This window comes from Thalassotalea crassostreae (genome assembly GCF_001831495.1).
GTDB classification, from domain to species: Bacteria; Pseudomonadota; Gammaproteobacteria; order Enterobacterales; family Alteromonadaceae; genus Thalassotalea_A; species Thalassotalea_A crassostreae.
Window position 1 is genome coordinate 1710864 of sequence record NZ_CP017689.1, and the last position, 19642, is coordinate 1730505.

17 protein-coding genes are annotated in these 19642 nt (G+C 38.4%); 11 read left to right on the forward strand and 6 right to left on the reverse strand.

Annotated features, from left to right (window positions below; translation table 11 throughout):
- Positions 1 to 2: 2 nt before the first annotated feature.
- Positions 3 to 1169 carry a cell division protein ZipA gene (gene zipA / locus LT090_RS07325; protein ID WP_068545281.1) on the forward strand — a complete coding sequence of 389 codons (1167 nt, stop codon included), beginning with the start codon at positions 3 to 5 and terminating at the stop codon, positions 1167 to 1169.
- Positions 1170 to 1245: 76 nt separating this feature from the next.
- Positions 1246 to 3288 (forward strand): NAD-dependent DNA ligase LigA, encoded by a 2043-nt coding sequence (ligA, locus tag LT090_RS07330; protein ID WP_068545282.1) that lies wholly within the window; start codon positions 1246 to 1248, stop codon positions 3286 to 3288.
- A 114-nt stretch (positions 3289 to 3402) separates the two neighbouring features.
- On the opposite strand, the gene LT090_RS07335 is transcribed toward ligA, so the two are convergent.
- The 4 genes from LT090_RS07335 to LT090_RS07350 all read right to left on the reverse strand — a co-directional run bounded on the left by LT090_RS07335 (position 3403) and on the right by LT090_RS07350 (position 6010).
- Positions 3403 to 4077, reverse strand: coding sequence for an NAD(P)H-binding protein (locus LT090_RS07335; protein ID WP_068545283.1), 675 nt, complete (start codon positions 4075 to 4077; stop codon positions 3403 to 3405).
- A gap of 754 nt (positions 4078 to 4831) precedes the next feature.
- Positions 4832 to 5251, reverse strand: coding sequence for a YeeE/YedE family protein (locus LT090_RS07340; protein WP_068545284.1), 420 nt, complete (start codon positions 5249 to 5251; stop codon positions 4832 to 4834).
- A 2-nt stretch (positions 5252 to 5253) separates the two neighbouring features.
- Positions 5254 to 5685, reverse strand: a complete 432-nt coding sequence (locus tag LT090_RS07345) for a YeeE/YedE family protein (RefSeq protein WP_193408721.1) — start codon at positions 5683 to 5685, stop codon at positions 5254 to 5256.
- A gap of 31 nt (positions 5686 to 5716) precedes the next feature.
- On the reverse strand, positions 5717 to 6010 hold the full coding sequence (locus LT090_RS07350; RefSeq protein WP_068545285.1) for an ArsR/SmtB family transcription factor: 294 nt from the start codon (positions 6008 to 6010) through the stop codon (positions 5717 to 5719).
- A 236-nt stretch (positions 6011 to 6246) separates the two neighbouring features.
- Between LT090_RS07350 and LT090_RS07355 the strand changes: the two genes are divergently transcribed.
- Both LT090_RS07355 and LT090_RS07360 read left to right on the forward strand, forming a co-directional pair.
- Entirely contained in the window at positions 6247 to 7134 is an 888-nt protein-coding gene (locus LT090_RS07355; protein ID WP_068545286.1) for a LysR substrate-binding domain-containing protein, read from the forward strand.
- Between the two features lie 128 nt (positions 7135 to 7262).
- A complete protein-coding gene (locus LT090_RS07360; protein WP_068545287.1) occupies positions 7263 to 7592 on the forward strand; it encodes a hypothetical protein in 330 nt (109 codons plus the stop codon).
- A 57-nt stretch (positions 7593 to 7649) separates the two neighbouring features.
- Here the strand turns inward: LT090_RS07360 and LT090_RS07365 are convergent, their stop codons facing one another.
- Positions 7650 to 8900, reverse strand: a complete 1251-nt coding sequence (locus LT090_RS07365; protein ID WP_070795911.1) for a retropepsin-like aspartic protease — start codon at positions 8898 to 8900, stop codon at positions 7650 to 7652.
- A gap of 412 nt (positions 8901 to 9312) precedes the next feature.
- On the opposite strand from LT090_RS07365, the gene LT090_RS07370 reads away from it, so the two are divergent.
- Complete coding sequence (locus LT090_RS07370; protein ID WP_157726595.1) at positions 9313 to 9753, forward strand: hypothetical protein; 441 nt, start codon at positions 9313 to 9315, stop codon at positions 9751 to 9753.
- Positions 9754 to 9875: 122 nt separating this feature from the next.
- Here the strand turns inward: LT090_RS07370 and LT090_RS07375 are convergent, their stop codons facing one another.
- On the reverse strand, positions 9876 to 11759 hold the full coding sequence (locus LT090_RS07375) for a DUF885 domain-containing protein (protein WP_068545290.1): 1884 nt from the start codon (positions 11757 to 11759) through the stop codon (positions 9876 to 9878).
- A gap of 153 nt (positions 11760 to 11912) precedes the next feature.
- Here LT090_RS07375 and LT090_RS07380 point away from each other — a divergent pair, with 153 nt between their 5' ends.
- The 6 genes from LT090_RS07380 to greA all read left to right on the forward strand — a co-directional run bounded on the left by LT090_RS07380 (position 11913) and on the right by greA (position 19556).
- On the forward strand, positions 11913 to 12746 hold the full coding sequence (locus LT090_RS07380) for a M48 family metallopeptidase (protein ID WP_068545291.1): 834 nt from the start codon (positions 11913 to 11915) through the stop codon (positions 12744 to 12746).
- Between the two features lie 140 nt (positions 12747 to 12886).
- On the forward strand, positions 12887 to 13501 hold the full coding sequence (locus LT090_RS07385) for an FKBP-type peptidyl-prolyl cis-trans isomerase (protein WP_068545292.1): 615 nt from the start codon (positions 12887 to 12889) through the stop codon (positions 13499 to 13501).
- Positions 13502 to 13650: 149 nt separating this feature from the next.
- Positions 13651 to 14451: a 4-hydroxy-tetrahydrodipicolinate reductase gene (dapB, locus tag LT090_RS07390; protein ID WP_068545293.1), complete on the forward strand. Its 801-nt coding sequence runs from the start codon at positions 13651 to 13653 to the stop codon at positions 14449 to 14451.
- A gap of 253 nt (positions 14452 to 14704) precedes the next feature.
- Positions 14705 to 15838 (forward strand): glutamine-hydrolyzing carbamoyl-phosphate synthase small subunit, encoded by a 1134-nt coding sequence (gene carA, locus LT090_RS07395; RefSeq protein WP_068545356.1) that lies wholly within the window; start codon positions 14705 to 14707, stop codon positions 15836 to 15838.
- A gap of 23 nt (positions 15839 to 15861) precedes the next feature.
- On the forward strand, positions 15862 to 19080 hold the full coding sequence (gene carB / locus LT090_RS07400; protein WP_068545294.1) for a carbamoyl-phosphate synthase large subunit: 3219 nt from the start codon (positions 15862 to 15864) through the stop codon (positions 19078 to 19080).
- Positions 19080 to 19556 carry a transcription elongation factor GreA gene (greA, locus tag LT090_RS07405; protein WP_068545295.1) on the forward strand — a complete coding sequence of 159 codons (477 nt, stop codon included), beginning with the start codon at positions 19080 to 19082 and terminating at the stop codon, positions 19554 to 19556. The genes carB and greA overlap by 1 nt, the downstream gene beginning before the upstream one ends.
- Positions 19557 to 19642 lie beyond the last annotated feature (86 nt).

Genomic DNA, 19642 nt, shown 5'->3' on the forward strand with positions numbered 1-19642 from the left:
TAATGGAAGTAAATTTTAGACTCATTTTAATCATCATAAGTGCCATTGTTATTATTGGTATCTATTTTCATGGTCGCTCAAAAATTCATAAAGGCGGCAAAAACCCAATAAAATTGAAATCTAGAAAAGTTGACAATGAAATTGACGAAAGTGAACTTGAACGAAATTTCGATCCTCAAGGTTTTGATCAAGTTGGCGTGAGTAAACCTCGCCCTGTGCCAAGTATTGTTGAGCCAGACGAAGAGCCTTTCTTTAAAGAAACACCACCGCCAGTTTTAGACGATGAAGAAATCGTAACCAAAGAAGATATTGCTCAATTTGAACAAAATCACACGCAAGTAGAGCAAGTAGTAGATTTAAGTGTGCCGGATAAAGAGCCTTCTATAGAGCCGACGTTAGGTGAAGTCGTTGCCGGCGAACCTGTTGTTGAACAAGCCGTTGAAGTTTCTAATGCAGAAGAGCAAAGCCAACAAGCACCTACAATAGACACACCAGTATTCGAAGAGCCAGTATTTGAGGAGCCTGTGTTTATTGAACCTGTCTTTGAAGAGCCTGTTATTGACGAAGCAGCGGCACAAGAACCTGTTACAGAGCCAATTGTTGCTGAACGAGAAGCACTAGTAAAAGCCGAGAGTAAAGCAAAGCCTAAACCTAAAGCCAAACGTCCAACCAAAGCAGAATTAAAGCGTGATCAGATGGCACTAGATTTTGATGATGAAATATCTAAAAAAGAGATAGAGCAGGAAGTGTTAGCTCTGTCTGTTGTCGTTGCTGATAATCAAATGATCCCTGGCGCAGCGTTATTGCCGTCATTATTAACATTAGGTTTAAAGTTTGGTGATATGGATATTTTCCATCGCCATGAAGATAATGCTGGTAATGGCAAAATTACTTTCTCATTGGCGAATATGGTCAATCCAGGAACCTTTGATTTAGATAATATGGAAAACTTTTCAACCAAAGGCATAACTTTGTTTATGACTTTGCCAAATGCACAAGAGCCGGCGAAAGTGTTTAAGAAAATGCTATCCGCTGCTAAGCAAGTTGCTGATGAATTCGGCGGACAAGTATTAGATGGTCAGCGCAGTGTGATGACCAAACAAACTGAACAACATTACCTTACCCGTATCCGTGAATTTGACCGTAAGTGTCGTCTCGCAGGGTATTAAAAACGTTTTAAAGTATATGAAGCCTCTTTACTGAGGCTTTTTCTTTAGTGAATCTTCTATTGTGAATGTAATTACTATGTCTGAACAAAATAATGATCTTGAATCAATTAAGCAGTCTATCTCTAGTTTAAGCCAACAACTAAACGATTATAATTATCAATATTATGTGCTTGATGAACCGACGGTTCCAGATGCACACTACGATCGTTTGATGCGTGAATTGCAGGCGTTGGAGCAGCAACACCCAGAATTAATGCAGCTTGATTCACCAAGTCAAAAGGTCGGCGGTGAAGCGTTAAAGTCATTCACCCAAGTAGAGCATCAAATGCCAATGTTATCGCTAGATAATGTGTTTAGTGAGGACGAGTGGCAAGCATTTGTAAAACGTATAACCGATAAGCTAAGTGATAGTCAGGCTATTAAATTTTGTGCTGAACCCAAACTTGATGGCTTAGCGGTAAGTCTTAGATACGAAAATGGTGTGTTAGTGCAAGCCGCTACTCGAGGTGACGGTAAAACTGGCGAAAATATTACTGAAAATGTTCGTACAATAAACTCGATCCCGTTAAGACTTCGTGGGGAAAACTATCCAAGTATTCTAGAAGTGCGCGGCGAAGTGTTTATGCCAAAAGCAAGCTTTGAAGCACTGAACGAGCAAGCAATTAAAAAAGGCGAAAAAGCTTTTGCTAATCCGAGGAATGCCGCCGCTGGTAGCTTACGTCAATTGGATTCCAAGATCACCGCCAAGCGAAATCTTGCTTTTTATGCTTATGGTTTAGGATTTGTAAACGAACCACAATGGTTGGCAGCGAGTCATTATCAGCGTCTAGTTCAAGTTAAAGAACTTGGGTTGCCTATGTGTCCGGAAATTAAGTTACTCGATGACCAAAGTTACTGTGATGCATTCTATAAAGATATTCTAGAGCGTCGCGAACAGCTTAGTTATGAAATAGACGGTGTTGTTCTTAAAGTCGATAATATTGCCGACCAAGAAACCCTTGGTTTTGTTGCTAGAGCACCTCGTTGGGCAACAGCCTATAAGTTTCCAGCGCAAGAAGAGCTTACTAAATTATTTGATGTAGAATTTCAAGTTGGTAGAACCGGAGCGATTACGCCAGTTGCCCGTTTACAACCTGTGTTTGTTGGTGGTGTAACGGTAAGTAACGCGACTTTGCATAATCAAGATGAAATCAATCGTTTGGGCTTAAAAATTAACGATACCGTTATCATTCGCCGAGCGGGTGACGTGATCCCACAGGTTGTTAGCGTGGTACTCGATAGCCGTGGCGATGACGCGGTTGATATCCACTTTCCTGATTCTTGTCCTGTATGTGATTCAACGGTGAAACGAGAGGAAGGGGAAGCGGTATTACGATGTACAGCAGGGTTATTCTGTGAAGCGCAGCGTAAAGAAGCAATAAAGCATTTTTCATCTCGTAAAGCGTTAGATATCGATGGCCTTGGTGATAAGCTCGTTGAACAATTGGTTGATGAGAAGTTGATCAGAACACCTGCTGAGTTATTTCATCTAAATGAAACGCAACTAACAACACTTGAACGCATGGGGCTTAAATCAGCTCAAAATGTTGTTGCGTCATTAGAAAAAGCGAAACGAACAACGCTACCACGTTTTATTTATTCTCTTGGTATTAGAGAAGTAGGGGAAGCGACCGCCAATAACCTAGCGATGCATTTTTTAACCATAGAGGCGTTAAAACAAGCAGATGTAGAAGCGCTGCAAAATGTTAGTGATGTTGGTGTTATTGTCGCTAAAAATATCGTTAGTTTTTTTGCTGAAGAGCATAATCAACAGATCGTAGATAACTTGATTAGTGCAGGTGTTAACTGGCCTGAAATTGAAGTTAAGGCCGATGATGAATTACCGCTAAAAGACAAAATCTTCGTATTAACCGGGACTTTAAGTCAGATGGGCCGAAGTGAAGCGAAAGCTAAATTACAATTACTTGGCGCAAAAGTGTCTGGCAGTGTTTCTGCGAAAACCGATTACCTTGTTGCTGGCGAAAAAGCAGGTTCAAAATTAGCTAAGGCAACAGATCTCGGGATTAACATACTTAGCGAAGACAATATGATCGCGTTGTTAGCTGAGCATAACGCCTAGTATTGATATAAGTTCTTTATAGTTTGCGCTTAAAGGGGCTTGTTACACATACTGCAACACTAAATAGAAAAGTCAGAGCCTCATTATTAAAATACTGGCTCTGACTTTTTAATATTAACGATTGCCTGTTAACATCAATTCATCATTTTCAACGATATGCACGCACTCATTGCTGTTGTTCTCTTTATTTGCGTATACAATCAGGGCTTTTGCTACTGACTTCGCTTCGATTGCTTTGTACTTAGCCAAAGAGCCGATAAAAAGCCAACTAAGTACCTTACACAATCTAATGGATAGATGTTCTAAAAGACGTTGTTCTTTTCGTTCACCTAATAATAAGCTAGGTCTAGCGATAATTAACTTGTTTAACCCAATTGCAATTAACGCTTGTTCCATTTGCCCTTTAATTGAAGTATAGAAAGACAATGAGCCTTTATCTGCGCCTATACTTGAAATGACACTAAAGCATTCAACTGCATGCTGCTTCGATAGCTTAGCTATCTGAACTACCAAGTCTAAATCTATTGCTTTAAACGCTGATTTAGTCCCTGCTTTTTTTATGGTTGTGCCTAAGCAGCAATATACGTGATCGACGTTAAAAGCTGATGAAACAGATGCTAAATCATCAAATTTAATTTCGTGCTGAACCAGTTTTGGGTGAGATATCGCAAGTTTCTTTCGCACAAAAATAGTAACCGACTCATATTTGCTACTTGCCAATAATTGCATTAAACAGTGCTGACCAGTTAACCCCGATGCACCAAAAACTAACGCTGTTTTCATATTCATATTTGGTTGTTTAGATAATTACACTCATCATAAATTTTTATCAAAAAAGCTGCAAAATTATTTGTAAAAAAAATTTAAAAAAAAGTTAAAAAAAGAGCTTGCAAAAAATTAGCCTAGTAAAAATAAGGGGTCAGAAAAGTTATCCACCGTTTCTGTGTAAAACTCTGCTTTTTGTCTAGAAAACTTGTGAAACTACGGTGAAACATTTCATAATTTTGTAATAAAGTTATGCTAGCTCCTTGCAAAGGTTTATTATCATTGAACTTTACTTTTTATTAACATAGTTATCCACAGGATTTTGCGACCGTAAATCTTTCAAAAAATCACATTGTAGCGAAAAATATGCCAACTTTTTTAGCTTGATAGTTTACGCAAAGTGAATTCTTTAAATTTATACAAAAAGCTGATTGTTTAGCTTAATATTTTAAAGGTTGCACCAAATATGAGCAAAAATAGTATTTATAAGCTAAATAAGGGGAGCGCTGCAGGCCAATATAACTAAAGGCTTCGCTGTTAGTTTTAATTTATGCTTAAAGAGGTAGTTGAAATATGCTCAAAACTATTGTTAATTTGCAAATGAACTTAACGATTACCAGTGATATCAGTAACTAATGACTTTATTTTACTTATGTACAATAAATTGTACTGTGAGTTGTTTGAACAATTAATCGTTAGTGTAAAAAAAAAGTTGGACATTTTGTCCAACTTATCAACAGTTTCTATTTTGTTTCGTTTTTCCCGACATTTAGCGATTTTAGCCGCTTTTTTGCGACAATTTTTCAGCGACAAGCATTCCTATAAGCATTGTGAATAAAAAACCAAAGATTTTTAAGTCACCGGAGGTAAGATTGCTAATTGCAGGGCCTGGACAAATTCCTGAAATTCCCCAACCAAGGCCAAAAGTGGCTGAGCCAATTATCAGTTTTTTATCTACTTTGGTGTTTGTTGGTAAATCGAATTCTGCGGCGCATTTTGGCTGTTGCTGGTTTTTGACGATAAATTGATAACCGATTATATAAATAACAAGTGCGCCGCCCATGACAAACGCTAGGCTTGCATCCCAATATCCAAAAAGGTCGAGAAAGTTTATCACCTTATTAGGGTCAACCATTTGTGCGACTGTTAATCCGATACCAAATAATATGCCGCATAGTAATGCAAAAATCTTACTCATGGTTAAGCTCCTATTACGTGACGTATGATAAATACTGTCGCTATTGCAGTTAGCATAAAGATCATGGTTGCAGCAATTGAACGAGGGGAGAATCTACCGATTCCACAAATGCCATGGCCGCTAGTACAACCTGAACCATAACGGGTACCAAAACCGACCAATAGCCCGCCGATTATTATCTGTGACCAGGATAAGTCGATATTCGATGGTATTGAAAAGCCAATAAGGCTGGCGATGATTGGACCTATAATTAGCCCGGCAATAAAATATATTTGCCAATTAAGTTGGCGTTTAGTTATCGCATTGCGTAGGCCTTGAAAAAAGATCCCTGATATACCAGCAATCTTACCTAATCCTATCAGCGTCAAAATAGACGCTAAACCTATTAACAAACCGCCTATAAGTGAAGTGATAGGGGTGAATTCAGTGATCATAAATAGTGTTCCTTAATGAAGAAAGTTAGCATTAGTTGCAAAATATTTTATAGAGTTGATCGAGAGTAGCTTTAACATCAGGGTTATCTATTCGATAAAAAATGGTTTGTGATTGTCGCCGGGTAGCGACCATATTGGCATTTCTTAAATGTGATAAGTGTTGCGATAACGCCGACTGCGTTAGTTGCACTTGCTCGTTAAGATCACTTACACAAAGCTCTTTTTCTAGTAGGGCACAAAGTATCATCAGTCGATTTTTATTGGCGAGAAGTTTTAAAAATCGTTCTGCTTGCTCTGCATTTTGTGAAAGTTGTTCTTTATCCATTGTTTAACTCCTGTTAAAGACGTTGAGTATTATATTAGAGGTTTCTAATTTAGTAAAATCTAATTTAGAGAACTTTAATTTAATAAATTTAGTTTAGGGCTAGGTGATTTAGAACTTGCTAAATAACAAGTTAGAATAAATAGAACTCACGATTAACTTTGTATTGAATTGACTTGCAATTCACAAACTATAGGTCATTATTATTCATCTATAAGTGACTGTTTGGGAATTAAATTATGGCTAGGGCTCTTCCTCCACTACATCTTTTTAGCGTATTTGAGGCTGCCGCTAGACTGCAAAGTTTTAAATTAGCTAGTGCAGAATTATTTATTACTCCATCCGCGGTAAGTCATCAAATTAAAGCGCTAGAAGAATTTGTCGGGTTTGATTTGTTTACCAGACGTACTCGCGGCGTTGACTTAAATTCAGCGGGAAAGATGTACTTACAATACATCCAACAATCATTGCAATTATTAGAGCAAGGAACTAAAAAAGTTAAAGGCAAATTCAGTTCGCCAGCCCTAAAAATATCTACGTTTCCTACCATGGCTACCAACGTAATAATTCCTAAATTAAACGATTTTCAAAACGCTCATAATGGTATTGAAATACGAATCGAGACCGGAATGACGACAGCCGATTTACGCTATGAGGATTTTGATATAGCGATTCGCGTCGGCGGTGGGAAATGGGATGGGGTTGAAGCTGAAAAGCTGATCAACATCGACATAGCGGCACTGTGCTCAAAAGACTTTCAACAAAAACATAAACTAAAATCAATCACTCAACTTAGTGACGTGGCGCTAATTGACTTAGCCAATATGGAACAAGTTTGGTCTACTTGGATGAAGTATTTTGGTTATGACGATTTTAAAGTTGAACATAACCTAAGTTTTAGCGGTTATGATTCGGCACTGACCGCAGCAGAGCAGGGACTTGGGTTAACACTCGCAATGCTGCCGGTAGAAGCTAACTTAATTCAAAGAGGCTTGTTAGTTGACCCGTTTAACCTTACGGCGCCATACCCACAATCACTCTATGCGGTATATCGTAAGGTGGATAAAGAGCGACATGAAATTCATTGTTTTATTGACTGGTTAAAGCAATCGCTGTTATCAACTTGATCTATGGAATATTTATAGGTTAGTTTAATTCAACTATGAGGTGAGTATTTTGCTTTTGTAAGAACGCCTTTGTTTACCTATTATTGATTCTGCAAACAGCGGACGGAATTGATAAAGGGGTAAACAACATGACGAACTTAAAAATTAAGCAAATAAATATTACACTATTCCGAGTAATTTCATCATTTATCGTTTTGTTACCAATAGCGATTTCATACAGTGCACAATGGTCAATAGCGCTATCATTTATGGTTTTCCCTCTGTTATCTTTAATACTCGCGGCAATCGCTAAGTACATCGATTTTCATATTGTTGGTGCAATGCTGTTAGCTGCTCAACAAGAGCTTGTGAGTAGCATAGAAGGCACTATAGATAATAAAACGTCTAGATATTCTATCAATGATAATTCAGAAAAATTGTCAGGCATACAGATTAAGGATAATCAAAAAGCGGCCTAGTTATCTATTAACTGGCACAGGTTATGGCGATAATAAAAGGTAAAGTCCAGCTTTACTTTATTTCGCCGATAAAAATAATAACGCGTTTTCTTGGTTAATATTGAATTGATAATGTTTAAGAAAGTTCATGCCGAGTAAACCATCACCACTGTCAAAGTTTTCCAGCTCTAGGACAACAAAAGTAAAATCATTTAATTGATAAGGACCAATTGAAAATTGATTTACTCGAATAGCAAAGCCTTGCTTCGTCCCTCCAGCAGTATTTACTTGCACATCATTGAGTATTTCAACCTCTGTATGGTTTTGTAATTGCTGATAAAAGCTTTCAGAAACCACAGAAAATGACGCACCGGTATCAATCATTAACTGAGTACTTATCCTTTTGTTAATGTATCCTTGAACAATGAAGTGGTCGCCAGTGCGCTGCAATTCAATGCCATCCTTTTGCAATTCTCGTTGCTCAATTAATGCCAACAACTGATTTATTTGACTTTGATATTCATCATTGTATCGAATGCTATCTAAGTAGATAAGAGCGGTTCTCTTATCATCAACAAGAATATACGCTTTTGCTATTGAAAGGATGTAAGGTGGATAATTGCTATCTATTGCCAATAGCCGCTCATTAACATCAATAATTTGCTGCCATTGTTGTTGTTGCTGTAGAGATTGATTTAATGCACTAGCCATTTTTTTTAATTGGTTGATGTAGATTTCTTGTTGGCTGTAATCATTTGCTTCGTTTATTAGCTTTCCATATGTGCTAATTGCTGAATTGAACATTTGATTATGTTGATAATACTGAGCAGATAGTTCTAAAAACTCAAGATTATATGGGTAGTAATCCGCGTATATTCTTAGGAAATTTTTAAGTGATGTTAACTTGTTTTGTTCTATCCACAGATAACCTTGATTTATCCAATTTGACTTTAATGCCTGTGCGATACCTAAATCGAGCTGTTCAATTTCTTGTAGATACTCAATTGCAGTTTGATATTGGCTTACTTTGAATGATTGTTCGGCACTTACGATTAAAAGTTGTATATCTGTATCGCTGCTTGTGACACTATCGAGATCATTGTTTATACTCACTTTATGGTTGGTATAGGCGCCTGTATTGTTCTTTGTGCTAGCATTTGGGCTTGATGTTTTAGTGATTAAATGTGAATTATTTACGGCATTATCATTGGAAGAATTGCTCGCAATCTGTTGTAATTTAAATGTGCCTAGCTCGCTCAATAAATAGATGTTTAATGTGAGTGAAGCCACCAGCAAAGCTGATATAACAATATAAACTTTTGAGTTCAATGGCATTCCTTATAAATATTTAGGCGGTCTAGTAATTGTTAAAGTCGTTAATTTGTTATAAACGGTGAAGCCATAGTATTTATGATTAATGCCATATCAGCAACTATTTATTAGCAATCCAATCATTTAGGTTATGCTCTACCAATACAGTAGGTGCATTTAAATTTAAACGTCTTACTTGACCGTATTTTGACATAACTAGATATAGTAAAGCTTTCTTCCTCTTTTTCTATTCCATTGAGACATCAATCGAACCTTCAGTTCGTGTAATTATTGCTTATATAGCAATCTATACTATTGTTACTGATTATAACTTATAGCAAGTCTAAACACTTGGCGTGAGTTGTAAATTACCACGAGGTTGTAGCAATGCAGTATGGAATGCTCTTGTGATACTAATAACAAGGAAACTATGATGAAAAAAATATTAATCGCGTGCACAACAGTAGCAGTGTTACTTTTTAGCAATGTTAATGTTGCTTTGGCTGAGGACGGTAAACGGTTTGATAAAAACGTTACTTGGAAAAATGTGGTCAAAATTAATTTTAAAAATGGAAAGCGTGGTGAAGCGCTAAAAATCATTAAAAATTATTATGAAAAAGCAACCGAAAAGGCGGGTACTAGAGGTCCTGAAACTGTGATGGAATTCCGCACTGGTGATTATGATTTATTGGTGGTGTGGCATATGCCAGGCGGTGTCAACGACATGACCTGGGAAGATCATCCTGATAATAAAAAGTGGCGCGCAGCATTAAATGACATCGCCGGCGGTGAAGATAAAGCCAAAGAGATTCTTGATAATTTTAGTAGCTTAATAGATAACGCTGAAAATGATATTGCCATTGTACGCTGAGTCTTAGCTTAACCAATTTATCTATTTGTAATTGATTAAAAAGCTCACCCATCAAAGTGAGCTTTTTATCATTTCAAAATAGTTTTCATAGTTAAGGTTATAACCCGACTACTTTCAAAACGTTATTTACTTGCTACCCAATCATTAACCTTTTGTTCTAACACTGCCATTGGAACAGCACCATTTAACAATACAGCATCGTGAAATTCACCAATATCAAACCGCTCACCTAACAATCTTTTTGACTGTTTACGCAAATCTAGAATCTTAAGCATACCAAGTTTATAGCCTAAAGCTTGACCTGGCCATACCATATATCGTTCTATTTCTGCTTTTACTTCAGAGTAGGGGGCGCCAGTATTTGCCATCATATAATCTATCGCTTGCTCGCGACTCCATTTTTTATGGTGAATTCCGGTATCAACAACCAATCTAACCGCTCTGAATATTTCAGCCTTCAATCGTCCTAAGTTACTGTATGGGTCGTTATCATATACGCCCATTTCGTAAGCAACTTGTTCTGCATACAAAGCCCAACCTTCGATATAAGCATTATATACTGCTAATTTACGTATAATTGGAAGCTCATCAATGCCCATATTTAATGAAACTTGCCAATGATGACCAGGATTGGTTTCGTGAAATGTTAAGGTTGGCAGATCAAATTTTGCGATGTTTTCAATATCACGTAAATTGATCCAAAAGACACCTGGTTTTGAACCATCAAATGGTGGTGGTAAATACTGGCCGAACGCAGCGCTCTGCTCTGTTTCTTTTGGAAATGCTTTTACCATGACTTGATAGTTAATCGCGGTATTAAATTGGCTAGGCATCTTTTTATTAATATCTAAGATTTGTTGGTTCAAATCAGAAATTATTTGCTCTCTACCAGCTTCGGTCGCAGGGTAGCTAAATCGAAGCTCTTTTGCCAACGCGTTAATGCGCTGTGAAATACTCCCTTCGGTGTAATTAAGGTGCTCTAAAATTGAATTCATTTCAGCGCTTATGCGCGATACTTCTTTTAACCCAAGTTGATGAATTTCTTCTGCAGATAAACGAGTGTCACCTTGCTGTTTAATGCTGTATTGATAAAACTTATCACCATTTTTTTGGGCCCAGATACCGTCTCCATTTGGCGCTTTATCGATATACTTTACCAGGCTATCCTTTACTTTTTTATAGGCAGGTAATACTTGTGATTTTAAATCGTCAGACACGCTCGCTAACAGGTTGTTTTTATCTTGTTGTTTTATATTTGGCAGTTTTGCCAAACTATCTTTTAAGTGGCTGTAGATGAGCAATTCCTCAGGTTTTGTCGCGATAAGTGTATCGAAATAACTGATGGTCGATGTAAATATTGCTTTTGGTGGCATCCATCCTTGATTCGCATCATGAATAAATTTTTGGTTCACTTGATTAATTTGCGTTGATAACAACGCGACTCTTTGTGCGTAATCTTTGGCATCACTTAAGTTTTCAATAGTTTTACCATCAGTGAAGGTAAATACAGTGTCGATAAGGGGGCCATTAATCTGGTTGATAATAAACGGTTGGTGGCCCATATAGGAGTCGATAAAACCTGTTTGAAATTCTGGGTGGCCGGCATAATGCTGAAACAAGTTGGCCATAATAACGCGATTATCTTCGTCGATTTGCTCTTCGCTGTTTTCTAATTGTATAAGCTGGTTGGAAACCTTTTGCATTTGTTGACGAAAGTTTTGAATTGAAGTTGCTTGATAAGTATCAAGCTTGTCTTGGTAATAAAATCCGATTTCAGATTCGTTAACACCAGTTAATGAAGCAAATTGTGGTTTAAATTGAAAGAACTCTTTACTGCCACGATTAATTAAATCGTCTAATGATGCTTGGTTGGTTTGATCGTTAACACCTAATACGTCAAGCACCGGTTTTGGTTTAGTTTTGACTACGGTAATGGTTTGTTCTTGATCTGAGCAGGCTGACAATAAAAGTAACAAAGAAATGGCTAAAGTTGTGTTTTTATTCATATTTAATCCAATAGCAAATCAATAATAGAGTGGGGATTTGGCAATATCTAACAGTGTAACCGATTATTTGAAATAAGTTATTAAATTTAAAGCAAAGTTGTCATACACTAATAAATATAAAGTTGTTTCGCTAAAAATAAGTAAGGCGTTTTAATGAAGAAATTTTTGGTTACCACGATATCAGTACTGACTCTCATTGCTTGTAGTACATCTCCTACAGGACGTAAACAAGTATTACTGCACTCTTCTTCAGAGTTAGACCGAATGGGCAGTCAGTCATTTGAACAAATGAAAGCTGAACAAGCGATCAGTACTGATAAAAAAGTGAATGCGTTTGTACAATGCGTCGCAGATCAAATCACCCCCAACGTGAACTCTAAAGTACATAGCGGCGATTGGGAAATTGTTGTTTTTGATTCAGAACAAATTAATGCATTTGCTTTGCCTGGCGGCAAGATCGGCGTTTATACCGGTATTTTGAATGTTACTGAGAATGCGGACCAATTAGCGGCTATCATTGGCCATGAAGTAGGTCATGTTATCGCTCAACATTCAAACGAGCGGTTGTCATCAAATCAATTATCACAAGGTGTGTTAGTTGTTGCTGGTGTCACTATGGCTGCTAAAGATGTTGATAATAAAGCGCTTATCCTTGCCGGGTTAGGTGTAGGTATACAATACGGTGTATTAATGCCTTATGGACGAGCACATGAAACCGAAGCTGATATCATCGGCCAAGATCTAATGGCTGAATCTGGTTTTAATCCAAAAGAAAGCGTGAATTTATGGAAAAATATGGCAAAAGCAAGTGGCGGTTCACCACCTGAATTTATGTCAACACACCCTTCACATAAGACACGTATCAATACCTTAACTAAGCACCTATCTAAAACTAACCCAATTTATGCGGCGAGTAAGCAAAATAGCAATTGCGTTAAACCAGTGATACCTGCACCCAAAGCAGCAAAAAATCTGGCTAAAAGCTAATTCGCAATAGCAGGGGTAATATCAAAATAAATTTAGATTTTTTTTGTAGAAAAGGTCTAAATTTTTGCCTTTACCCTCTACTGATATAAAGTTGTTTGTGCTAAACTTGCGCCCGATTTTAATACAATTAAGAATTTAACATGTCTGATTTTACAACGATTGAACAACGCGTAAGTTACGGCGTTGGCCGCCAATTAGGTGAGCAGTTACGTAACAACCCATTTGAAGATTTTGATATTACAGCGGTACAAGCTGGTATCGCTGATGCTTTATCAGATGCTGCTAGCCAAGTTAGTCAAGAAGACTTACAAGCTGCTTTCACTGTAGTATCTGAAAAGTTACAAGCTCAAGAAGCTGAAAAAGCTAAAGAAGCATCTGCAGCTGGCGAAGCTTACCTAGCTGAAAATGCAAAGCGTGAAGAAGTAACTGTTACTGAATCTGGTTTACAGTATGAAGTATTAGTTGCTGGCGAAGGCGAAAAGCCAACAGCAGCAAGCACTGTTAGCTGTCACTACCACGGTACTTTCTCTGACGGTAAAGTATTTGATTCATCTGTAGAACGTGGCCAACCGGCTGAGTTCCCAGTTGGTGGTGTTATTGCTGGTTGGACTGAAGCATTACAAATGATGGCTGTTGGTTCTAAGTGGCGTTTACACATCCCTTATAACTTAGCATACGGCGAGCGTGGCTCACAGGGTGCAATCCCTCCATATGCAACGTTAGTATTCGACGTTGAGTTATTAGCGATCGTTTAATGTTATAAGAAGCCGGGTATTTCCCGGCTTTTTTATACATAAAGTTATCTATGTTGAGTAGTTAAATAATAAATTGTTTTTAGTTAGGTTTTAAACCGGCAGTTTAGAAGTTAGTTAAAAGTAATTTTAATTTTAAGAGAATAACAACAATGACTAAAGTTGCCATTTTAGGTTGCGGCGGCCGTATGGGCCGAAATTTATTACAAGCGGCATTTGAGCATGAAAGCATTGAACTGGTCGCTGGCTATGTACGTGAATCATCAACACTAAACGGCGTTGATGCGGGCGAACTTTGTGGCTTAGGGCACAAGAATATTGCCGTTAGTGCAGACATGAACGATTTACTAGCAGCCGATGTATTAATCGACTTTACTGCGATTGAGTCGACATTTGAACATGTTGCTTGGTGTCAAAAGAACAATAAAGCCATCGTTATCGGAACCACGGGCTTTAACGATGATGAAGTTGCTAAATTACAGGACTTGGGTAAAGGCATTCCTGTAGTTTTAGCACCTAATACCAGTGTTGGCGTGAATTTGATGTTTAAACTGTTAGAAATTACCGCTAAAGCAATCGGTAATGAGACAGATATCGAGATTTTTGAAGCTCATCATCGTTTCAAAAAAGACGCACCATCAGGTACAGCAATGAAAATGGGTCAAGTAATTGCCGATACGCTTGATCGAGACTTAAATAAATGTGCAGTCTATGGACGCGAAGGTATTACCGAAGAGCGTGATCGAGAAACCATCGGTTTTGCAACGGTACGTGCTGGCGATATTATTGGCGAACATACGGCATTTTTTGCTGATCTTGGTGAACGTATTGAAATTACTCACAAAGCAACGTCAAGAATGACCTTTGCATTGGGGGCAATGCGCGCTGCAAGCTGGTTAGGCAATGCACAACCGGGCTTTTTCGATATGCAAGATGTGCTTGGATTAAAATAAGTTATCGCGATTTATTATTAATAGATAACGTATGCTTTTGGCGGCTTAATGCATAAATTGTAATTAAACGTCTAAATTGTTTTAAATTGTTATGGACGAAACGGTCTGTAACGCGTAAAATACGCCGATTTTGCCAAAAAATAAGTTTTGGCGTGAAATATAACTAATAATTGCTCGATATTATGGTTTAAGTACGACATAAGTCATGTATAAACAGCGGTTATTAATACTTTGATTCATTATGGAGGTTAAATTGACTAAATCTGCCATCTTGGTACTGGAAGACGGTACTATTTTTAAAGGCACAGCGATTGGTGCTGAAGGCTCATCAGTTGGTGAAGTTGTTTTCAATACAGCAATGACTGGCTATCAAGAGATCTTAACGGATCCATCTTACGCAGAACAAATTGTCACTTTGACTTACCCACATATCGGTAACACCGGTACTAACTCTGAAGATGAAGAGTCTGCAGACGTTTGGGCTAAAGGCCTGATCATTCGTGACTTGCCTCTATTAGCAAGCAACTTTCGAAATGAACAAAGTTTAAGCGAATACCTTGTTGCTAATAACATATTAGGTATCGCCGATATCGATACTCGCAAACTGACTCGTATACTACGCGAGAAGGGCGCACAGAACGGTTGTATTCTAGCTGGTGACAACTTAGATACTGATGAAGCGTTAGCAAAAGCAAAAGCGTTTCCTGGTCTTAAAGGCATGGATCTTGCGAAAGAAGTTACCGTTAAAGAAACCTATGAATGGACTGAGGGTAGCTGGCAGTTAGGTAAAGGTCATGTTACACCGGATGAATTCCCTCATCATGTTGTTGCTTATGACTTTGGTGCTAAACGCAATATTCTTCGTATGTTAGTAGACCGAGGCTGTAAACTTACAGTCGTTCCTGCGCAAACTCCTGCAAGTGAAGTTCTTGCAATGAATCCAGACGGAATATTCTTGTCAAATGGACCTGGTGATCCAGAGCCGTGTGATTACGCAATTACCGCAATTAAATCATTCCTTGAAACAGACATCCCTGTATTTGGTATTTGTTTAGGTCACCAATTATTAGGTTTAGCAAGTGGCGCACAAACAGTAAAAATGAAGTTTGGTCATCACGGTGCTAACCACCCAGTTAAAGACATCGAACGCGATGTGGTAATGATCACTTCACAAAACCACGGTTTTGCAGTTGATGAAAGTAACTTACCAGCAAACTTAACTGCAACTCATAAATCATTATTTGATGGTTCATTGCAAGGTATTCATCGCACTGATAAACCAGCTTTTAGTTTCCAAGGACATCCGGAAGCTAGCCCTGGTCCACACGATGCAGCCCCATTGTTTAATCATTTCATTGATTTGATTAACGCACGCAAAGCCCAATAGACTTATTAGATAGAGTAAATAAAATGCCAAAACGTACTGACATAAAAAGTATTCTTATATTAGGCGCAGGTCCAATTGTAATTGGTCAAGCCTGTGAATTTGACTATTCAGGTGCACAAGCCTGTAAAGCTTTACGCGAAGAAGGTTACCGAGTAATTCTTGTAAACTCGAACCCTGCAACGATTATGACTGACCCAGAAATGGCCGATGCGACTTATATCGAACCAATTCATTGGGAAGTTGTTCGCAACATTATTGAAAAAGAACGTCCAGACGCAGTTTTACCTACTATGGGCGGCCAAACGGCGCTTAACTGTGCGCTAGAACTTGAAGCGAAAGGCGTACTTGCAGAATTCAACGTTGAAATGATTGGCGCAACAGCTGATGCAATCGATAAAGCGGAAGACCGTTCTCGCTTCGATACAGCGATGAAGAAAATTGGTTTAGAAACACCACGAGCGAAAATTGTTCATTCGATGGACGAAGCAATTGAAGCGTCTGAATTCCTAGGTTTCCCTTGTATTATTCGCCCATCATTTACTATGGGTGGTACCGGTGGCGGTATCGCATATAACCGCGAAGAATTCGAAACTATTTGTACACGTGGTTTAGATTTATCTCCAACGTCTGAGTTATTGATTGATGAATCATTGATCGGTTGGAAAGAATACGAAATGGAAGTGGTTCGCGACAAAAATGATAACTGTATCATTATTTGTTCGATTGAAAACTTCGACCCAATGGGTATTCACACAGGTGACTCAATTACTGTCGCACCAGCACAAACATTAACGGATAAAGAATACCAAATCATGCGTAACGCGTCAGTTGCGGTACTTCGTGAAATTGGTGTTGAAACGGGTGGTTCAAACGTACAGTTTGGTATTTGTCCTGATACTGGCCGCATGGTTATTATCGAAATGAACCCACGTGTTTCGCGTTCATCTGCATTAGCATCAAAAGCAACGGGTTTCCCAATTGCTAAAATCGCTGCCAAGCTTGCAGTAGGTTACACACTTGATGAATTGAGCAATGACATTACTGGTGGTGCAACTCCTGCATCATTTGAACCAACAATCGATTACGTAGTAACTAAGATCCCTCGTTTTAACTTCGAGAAGTTCGCTGGCGCTGAAGACCGTCTTACTACGCAAATGAAATCTGTTGGTGAAGTTATGGCGATTGGCCGTAACCAACAAGAATCAATGCAAAAAGCATTACGTGGTTTAGAAGTAGGCATGAACGGTTTCGACCCTGTGGTTGATGTTACCAAACCTGGTGCTAAAACTAAGATCATGCACGAATTACAAGAAGCTGGTGCTGACCGTATTTGGTATGTAGCAGATGCTTTCCGTTTAGGCTTAACCTTAGAAGATGTATTCCGAACAACTAAGATTGACCGTTGGTTCTTAGTACAAATCGAAGATATCGTTAAAGAAGAGCAAAACGTATACAAAGTGGGTATGTCTGGTTTAAATACTGATTACTTACGCAGATTAAAACGCAAAGGTTTCTCTGATAAGCGTTTAGCAGACGTAATTGGCGTAGCAGAAAGCGAAATTCGTAAGAAGCGTCACAATGCTGAAATCTTCCCTGTATACAAGCGCGTTGATACGTGTGCGGCAGAGTTTAGCTCAGACACAGCTTACATGTACTCAACTTATGATGAAGAATGTGAAGCGAACCCAACAGACAATGACAAGATCATGATTATCGGTGGTGGTCCTAACCGTATCGGTCAAGGTATTGAATTCGATTACTGTTGTGTACACGCAGCACTTGCTTTACGTGAAGATGGTTACGAAACAATCATGGTTAACTGTAACCCTGAAACGGTTTCAACGGATTACGATACTTCAGATCGTTTATACTTTGAGTCAGTAACGTTTGAAGATGTATTAGAGATTGTTCGTGTTGAAAAGCCAAAAGGCGTAATTGTTCAATACGGTGGTCAAACTCCTCTTAAATTAGCTCGTAGCCTTGAAGCAGCAGGTGTTCCAATTATTGGTACATCACCTGATGCAATCGATAGAGCAGAAGATAGAGAACGTTTCCAACAAGCGGTTGACCGTTTAGAGTTATTACAACCAGAAAACGCAACAGTTACCTCATTAGATGAAGCAATGGCAAAAGCGGAAGCAATTGGTTTCCCACTAGTTGTTCGTCCTTCGTACGTACTTGGTGGTCGAGCAATGGAAATTGTATACGACTTAGCGGATTTACGTCGTTACATGACAGAAGCAGTAAGTGTTTCAAATGATTCGCCAGTATTACTTGATCACTTCCTAGATGATGCGATTGAAGTAGATATCGACGTTATTTGTGACGGTACAGACGTGGTTATTGGCGGTATTATGCAACATATCGAACAAGCTGGTGTTCACTCTGGTGACTCTGCATGTTCATTACCTCCATACAGTTTACCAGCTGACATTCAAGACGTAATGCGTAAGCAAGTGACAGCCTTAGCATTTGAGCTAGGTGTTGTTGGTTTAATGAACACGCAAATGGCAGTAAAAGACGGTAAAGTTTACTTAATCGAAGTAAACCCTCGTGCCGCTCGTACAGTACCATTTGTTTCGAAAGCGACAAGCATTCCATTAGCTAAAGTTGCCGCTCGTGTAATGGCTGGTGTTTCGTTAAAAGAACAAGGCATTACAACAGAAGTTATTCCAGATTACTTCTCTGTTAAAGAAGTGGTAATTCCATTTAACAAATTCCACGGCTCAGATCCTTTAGTAGGTCCTGAAATGCGCTCAACTGGTGAAGTTATGGGCACAGGCGATACGTTTGAAGAAGCTTATGCTAAAGCAAACTTAGGCGCCGGCGTTTCATTACCAAAAGCAGGTCGCGCATTAATCTCTGTTCGTAATTCAGATAAAGAGCGTGTTGTTGATTTAGCTCGCAAACTTGTTGATTTAGGTTTCGATCTAGATGCAACTCATGGTACAGCCGTTATTTTAGGCGAAGCGAACATTCCAGCTCGCTTAGTAAATAAAGTACACGAAGGTCGTCCTCATATTGTTGATAGAATCAAAAATGGTGAATATAGTTATATTATAAACACTACTGAAGGACGTAAGGCGATTGAAGATTCGAAAGCGATTCGTGGCAGCGCATTACGTTACAAAGTGAACTATACAACAACATTAAACGCAGCATTTGCAGCTTGTATGGCGCATGCGGCGGACGATAGAAAAACTGTAAGCTCTATCCAAGAATTACATAAAAGGTGTCAATAATGTCAATGTTTCCAATGACCATACAAGGTGCTGATGCCTTAAGAGAAGAGCTTGTTTATTTAAAACAAACAAGACGTCCTGAAATCGTACAATCAATTGCTGAAGCACGTGAACATGGCGATTTAAAAGAAAACGCTGAATATCATGCTGCGCGCGAAGAGCAGGGCTTTTGTGAAGGTCGTATCCAAGAGATTGAAGGTAAATTGGGTAATGCTCAAATTATCGATATCACTAAGATACCAAATAACAATAAGGTTATTTTCGGTGTAACAGTGACTATTTTAAACATAGATACTGACGAAGAAGTGACTTACCAAATTGTTGGTGATGATGAAGCGGATATTAAAAATAACCGTATCAGCGTTAACTCACCTATAGCTCGTGCTTTAATTGGTAAATCAGTAGATTCAGAAGTTGAAGTGACTACGCCTGGTGGCAAAGTAGAGTTTGAAATTATTTCTGTAGAACATAGATAATATTTCAACGTTACAATCGATTAAACAAGAAACCCAAGCATTCATGCTTGGGTTTTTTATTTTCTTTAATAACGTTAGTAAGACAA

What these genes read in the sequence shown, in the direction of transcription:
- LT090_RS07355 (WP_068545286.1), top strand. Translation starts at nt 6,247, where the DNA reads ATGGCTAGGGCTCTTCCTCCACTACATCTTTTTAGCGTATTTGAGGCT.
- ligA (WP_068545282.1), top strand. Translation starts at nt 1,246, where the DNA reads ATGTCTGAACAAAATAATGATCTTGAATCAATTAAGCAGTCTATCTCT.
- LT090_RS07360 (WP_068545287.1), top strand. Translation starts at nt 7,263, where the DNA reads ATGACGAACTTAAAAATTAAGCAAATAAATATTACACTATTCCGAGTA.
- LT090_RS07345 (WP_193408721.1), bottom strand. Translation starts at nt 5,685, where the DNA reads ATGATCACTGAATTCACCCCTATCACTTCACTTATAGGCGGTTTGTTA.
- LT090_RS07375 (WP_068545290.1), bottom strand. Translation starts at nt 11,759, where the DNA reads ATGAATAAAAACACAACTTTAGCCATTTCTTTGTTACTTTTATTGTCA.
- LT090_RS07385 (WP_068545292.1), top strand. Translation starts at nt 12,887, where the DNA reads ATGTCTGATTTTACAACGATTGAACAACGCGTAAGTTACGGCGTTGGC.
- zipA (WP_068545281.1), top strand. Translation starts at nt 3, where the DNA reads ATGGAAGTAAATTTTAGACTCATTTTAATCATCATAAGTGCCATTGTT.
- greA (WP_068545295.1), top strand. Translation starts at nt 19,080, where the DNA reads ATGTCAATGTTTCCAATGACCATACAAGGTGCTGATGCCTTAAGAGAA.
- LT090_RS07350 (WP_068545285.1), bottom strand. Translation starts at nt 6,010, where the DNA reads ATGGATAAAGAACAACTTTCACAAAATGCAGAGCAAGCAGAACGATTT.
- carB (WP_068545294.1), top strand. Translation starts at nt 15,862, where the DNA reads ATGCCAAAACGTACTGACATAAAAAGTATTCTTATATTAGGCGCAGGT.
- dapB (WP_068545293.1), top strand. Translation starts at nt 13,651, where the DNA reads ATGACTAAAGTTGCCATTTTAGGTTGCGGCGGCCGTATGGGCCGAAAT.
- LT090_RS07370 (WP_157726595.1), top strand. Translation starts at nt 9,313, where the DNA reads ATGATGAAAAAAATATTAATCGCGTGCACAACAGTAGCAGTGTTACTT.
- LT090_RS07335 (WP_068545283.1), bottom strand. Translation starts at nt 4,077, where the DNA reads ATGAATATGAAAACAGCGTTAGTTTTTGGTGCATCGGGGTTAACTGGT.
- LT090_RS07380 (WP_068545291.1), top strand. Translation starts at nt 11,913, where the DNA reads ATGAAGAAATTTTTGGTTACCACGATATCAGTACTGACTCTCATTGCT.
- LT090_RS07340 (WP_068545284.1), bottom strand. Translation starts at nt 5,251, where the DNA reads ATGAGTAAGATTTTTGCATTACTATGCGGCATATTATTTGGTATCGGA.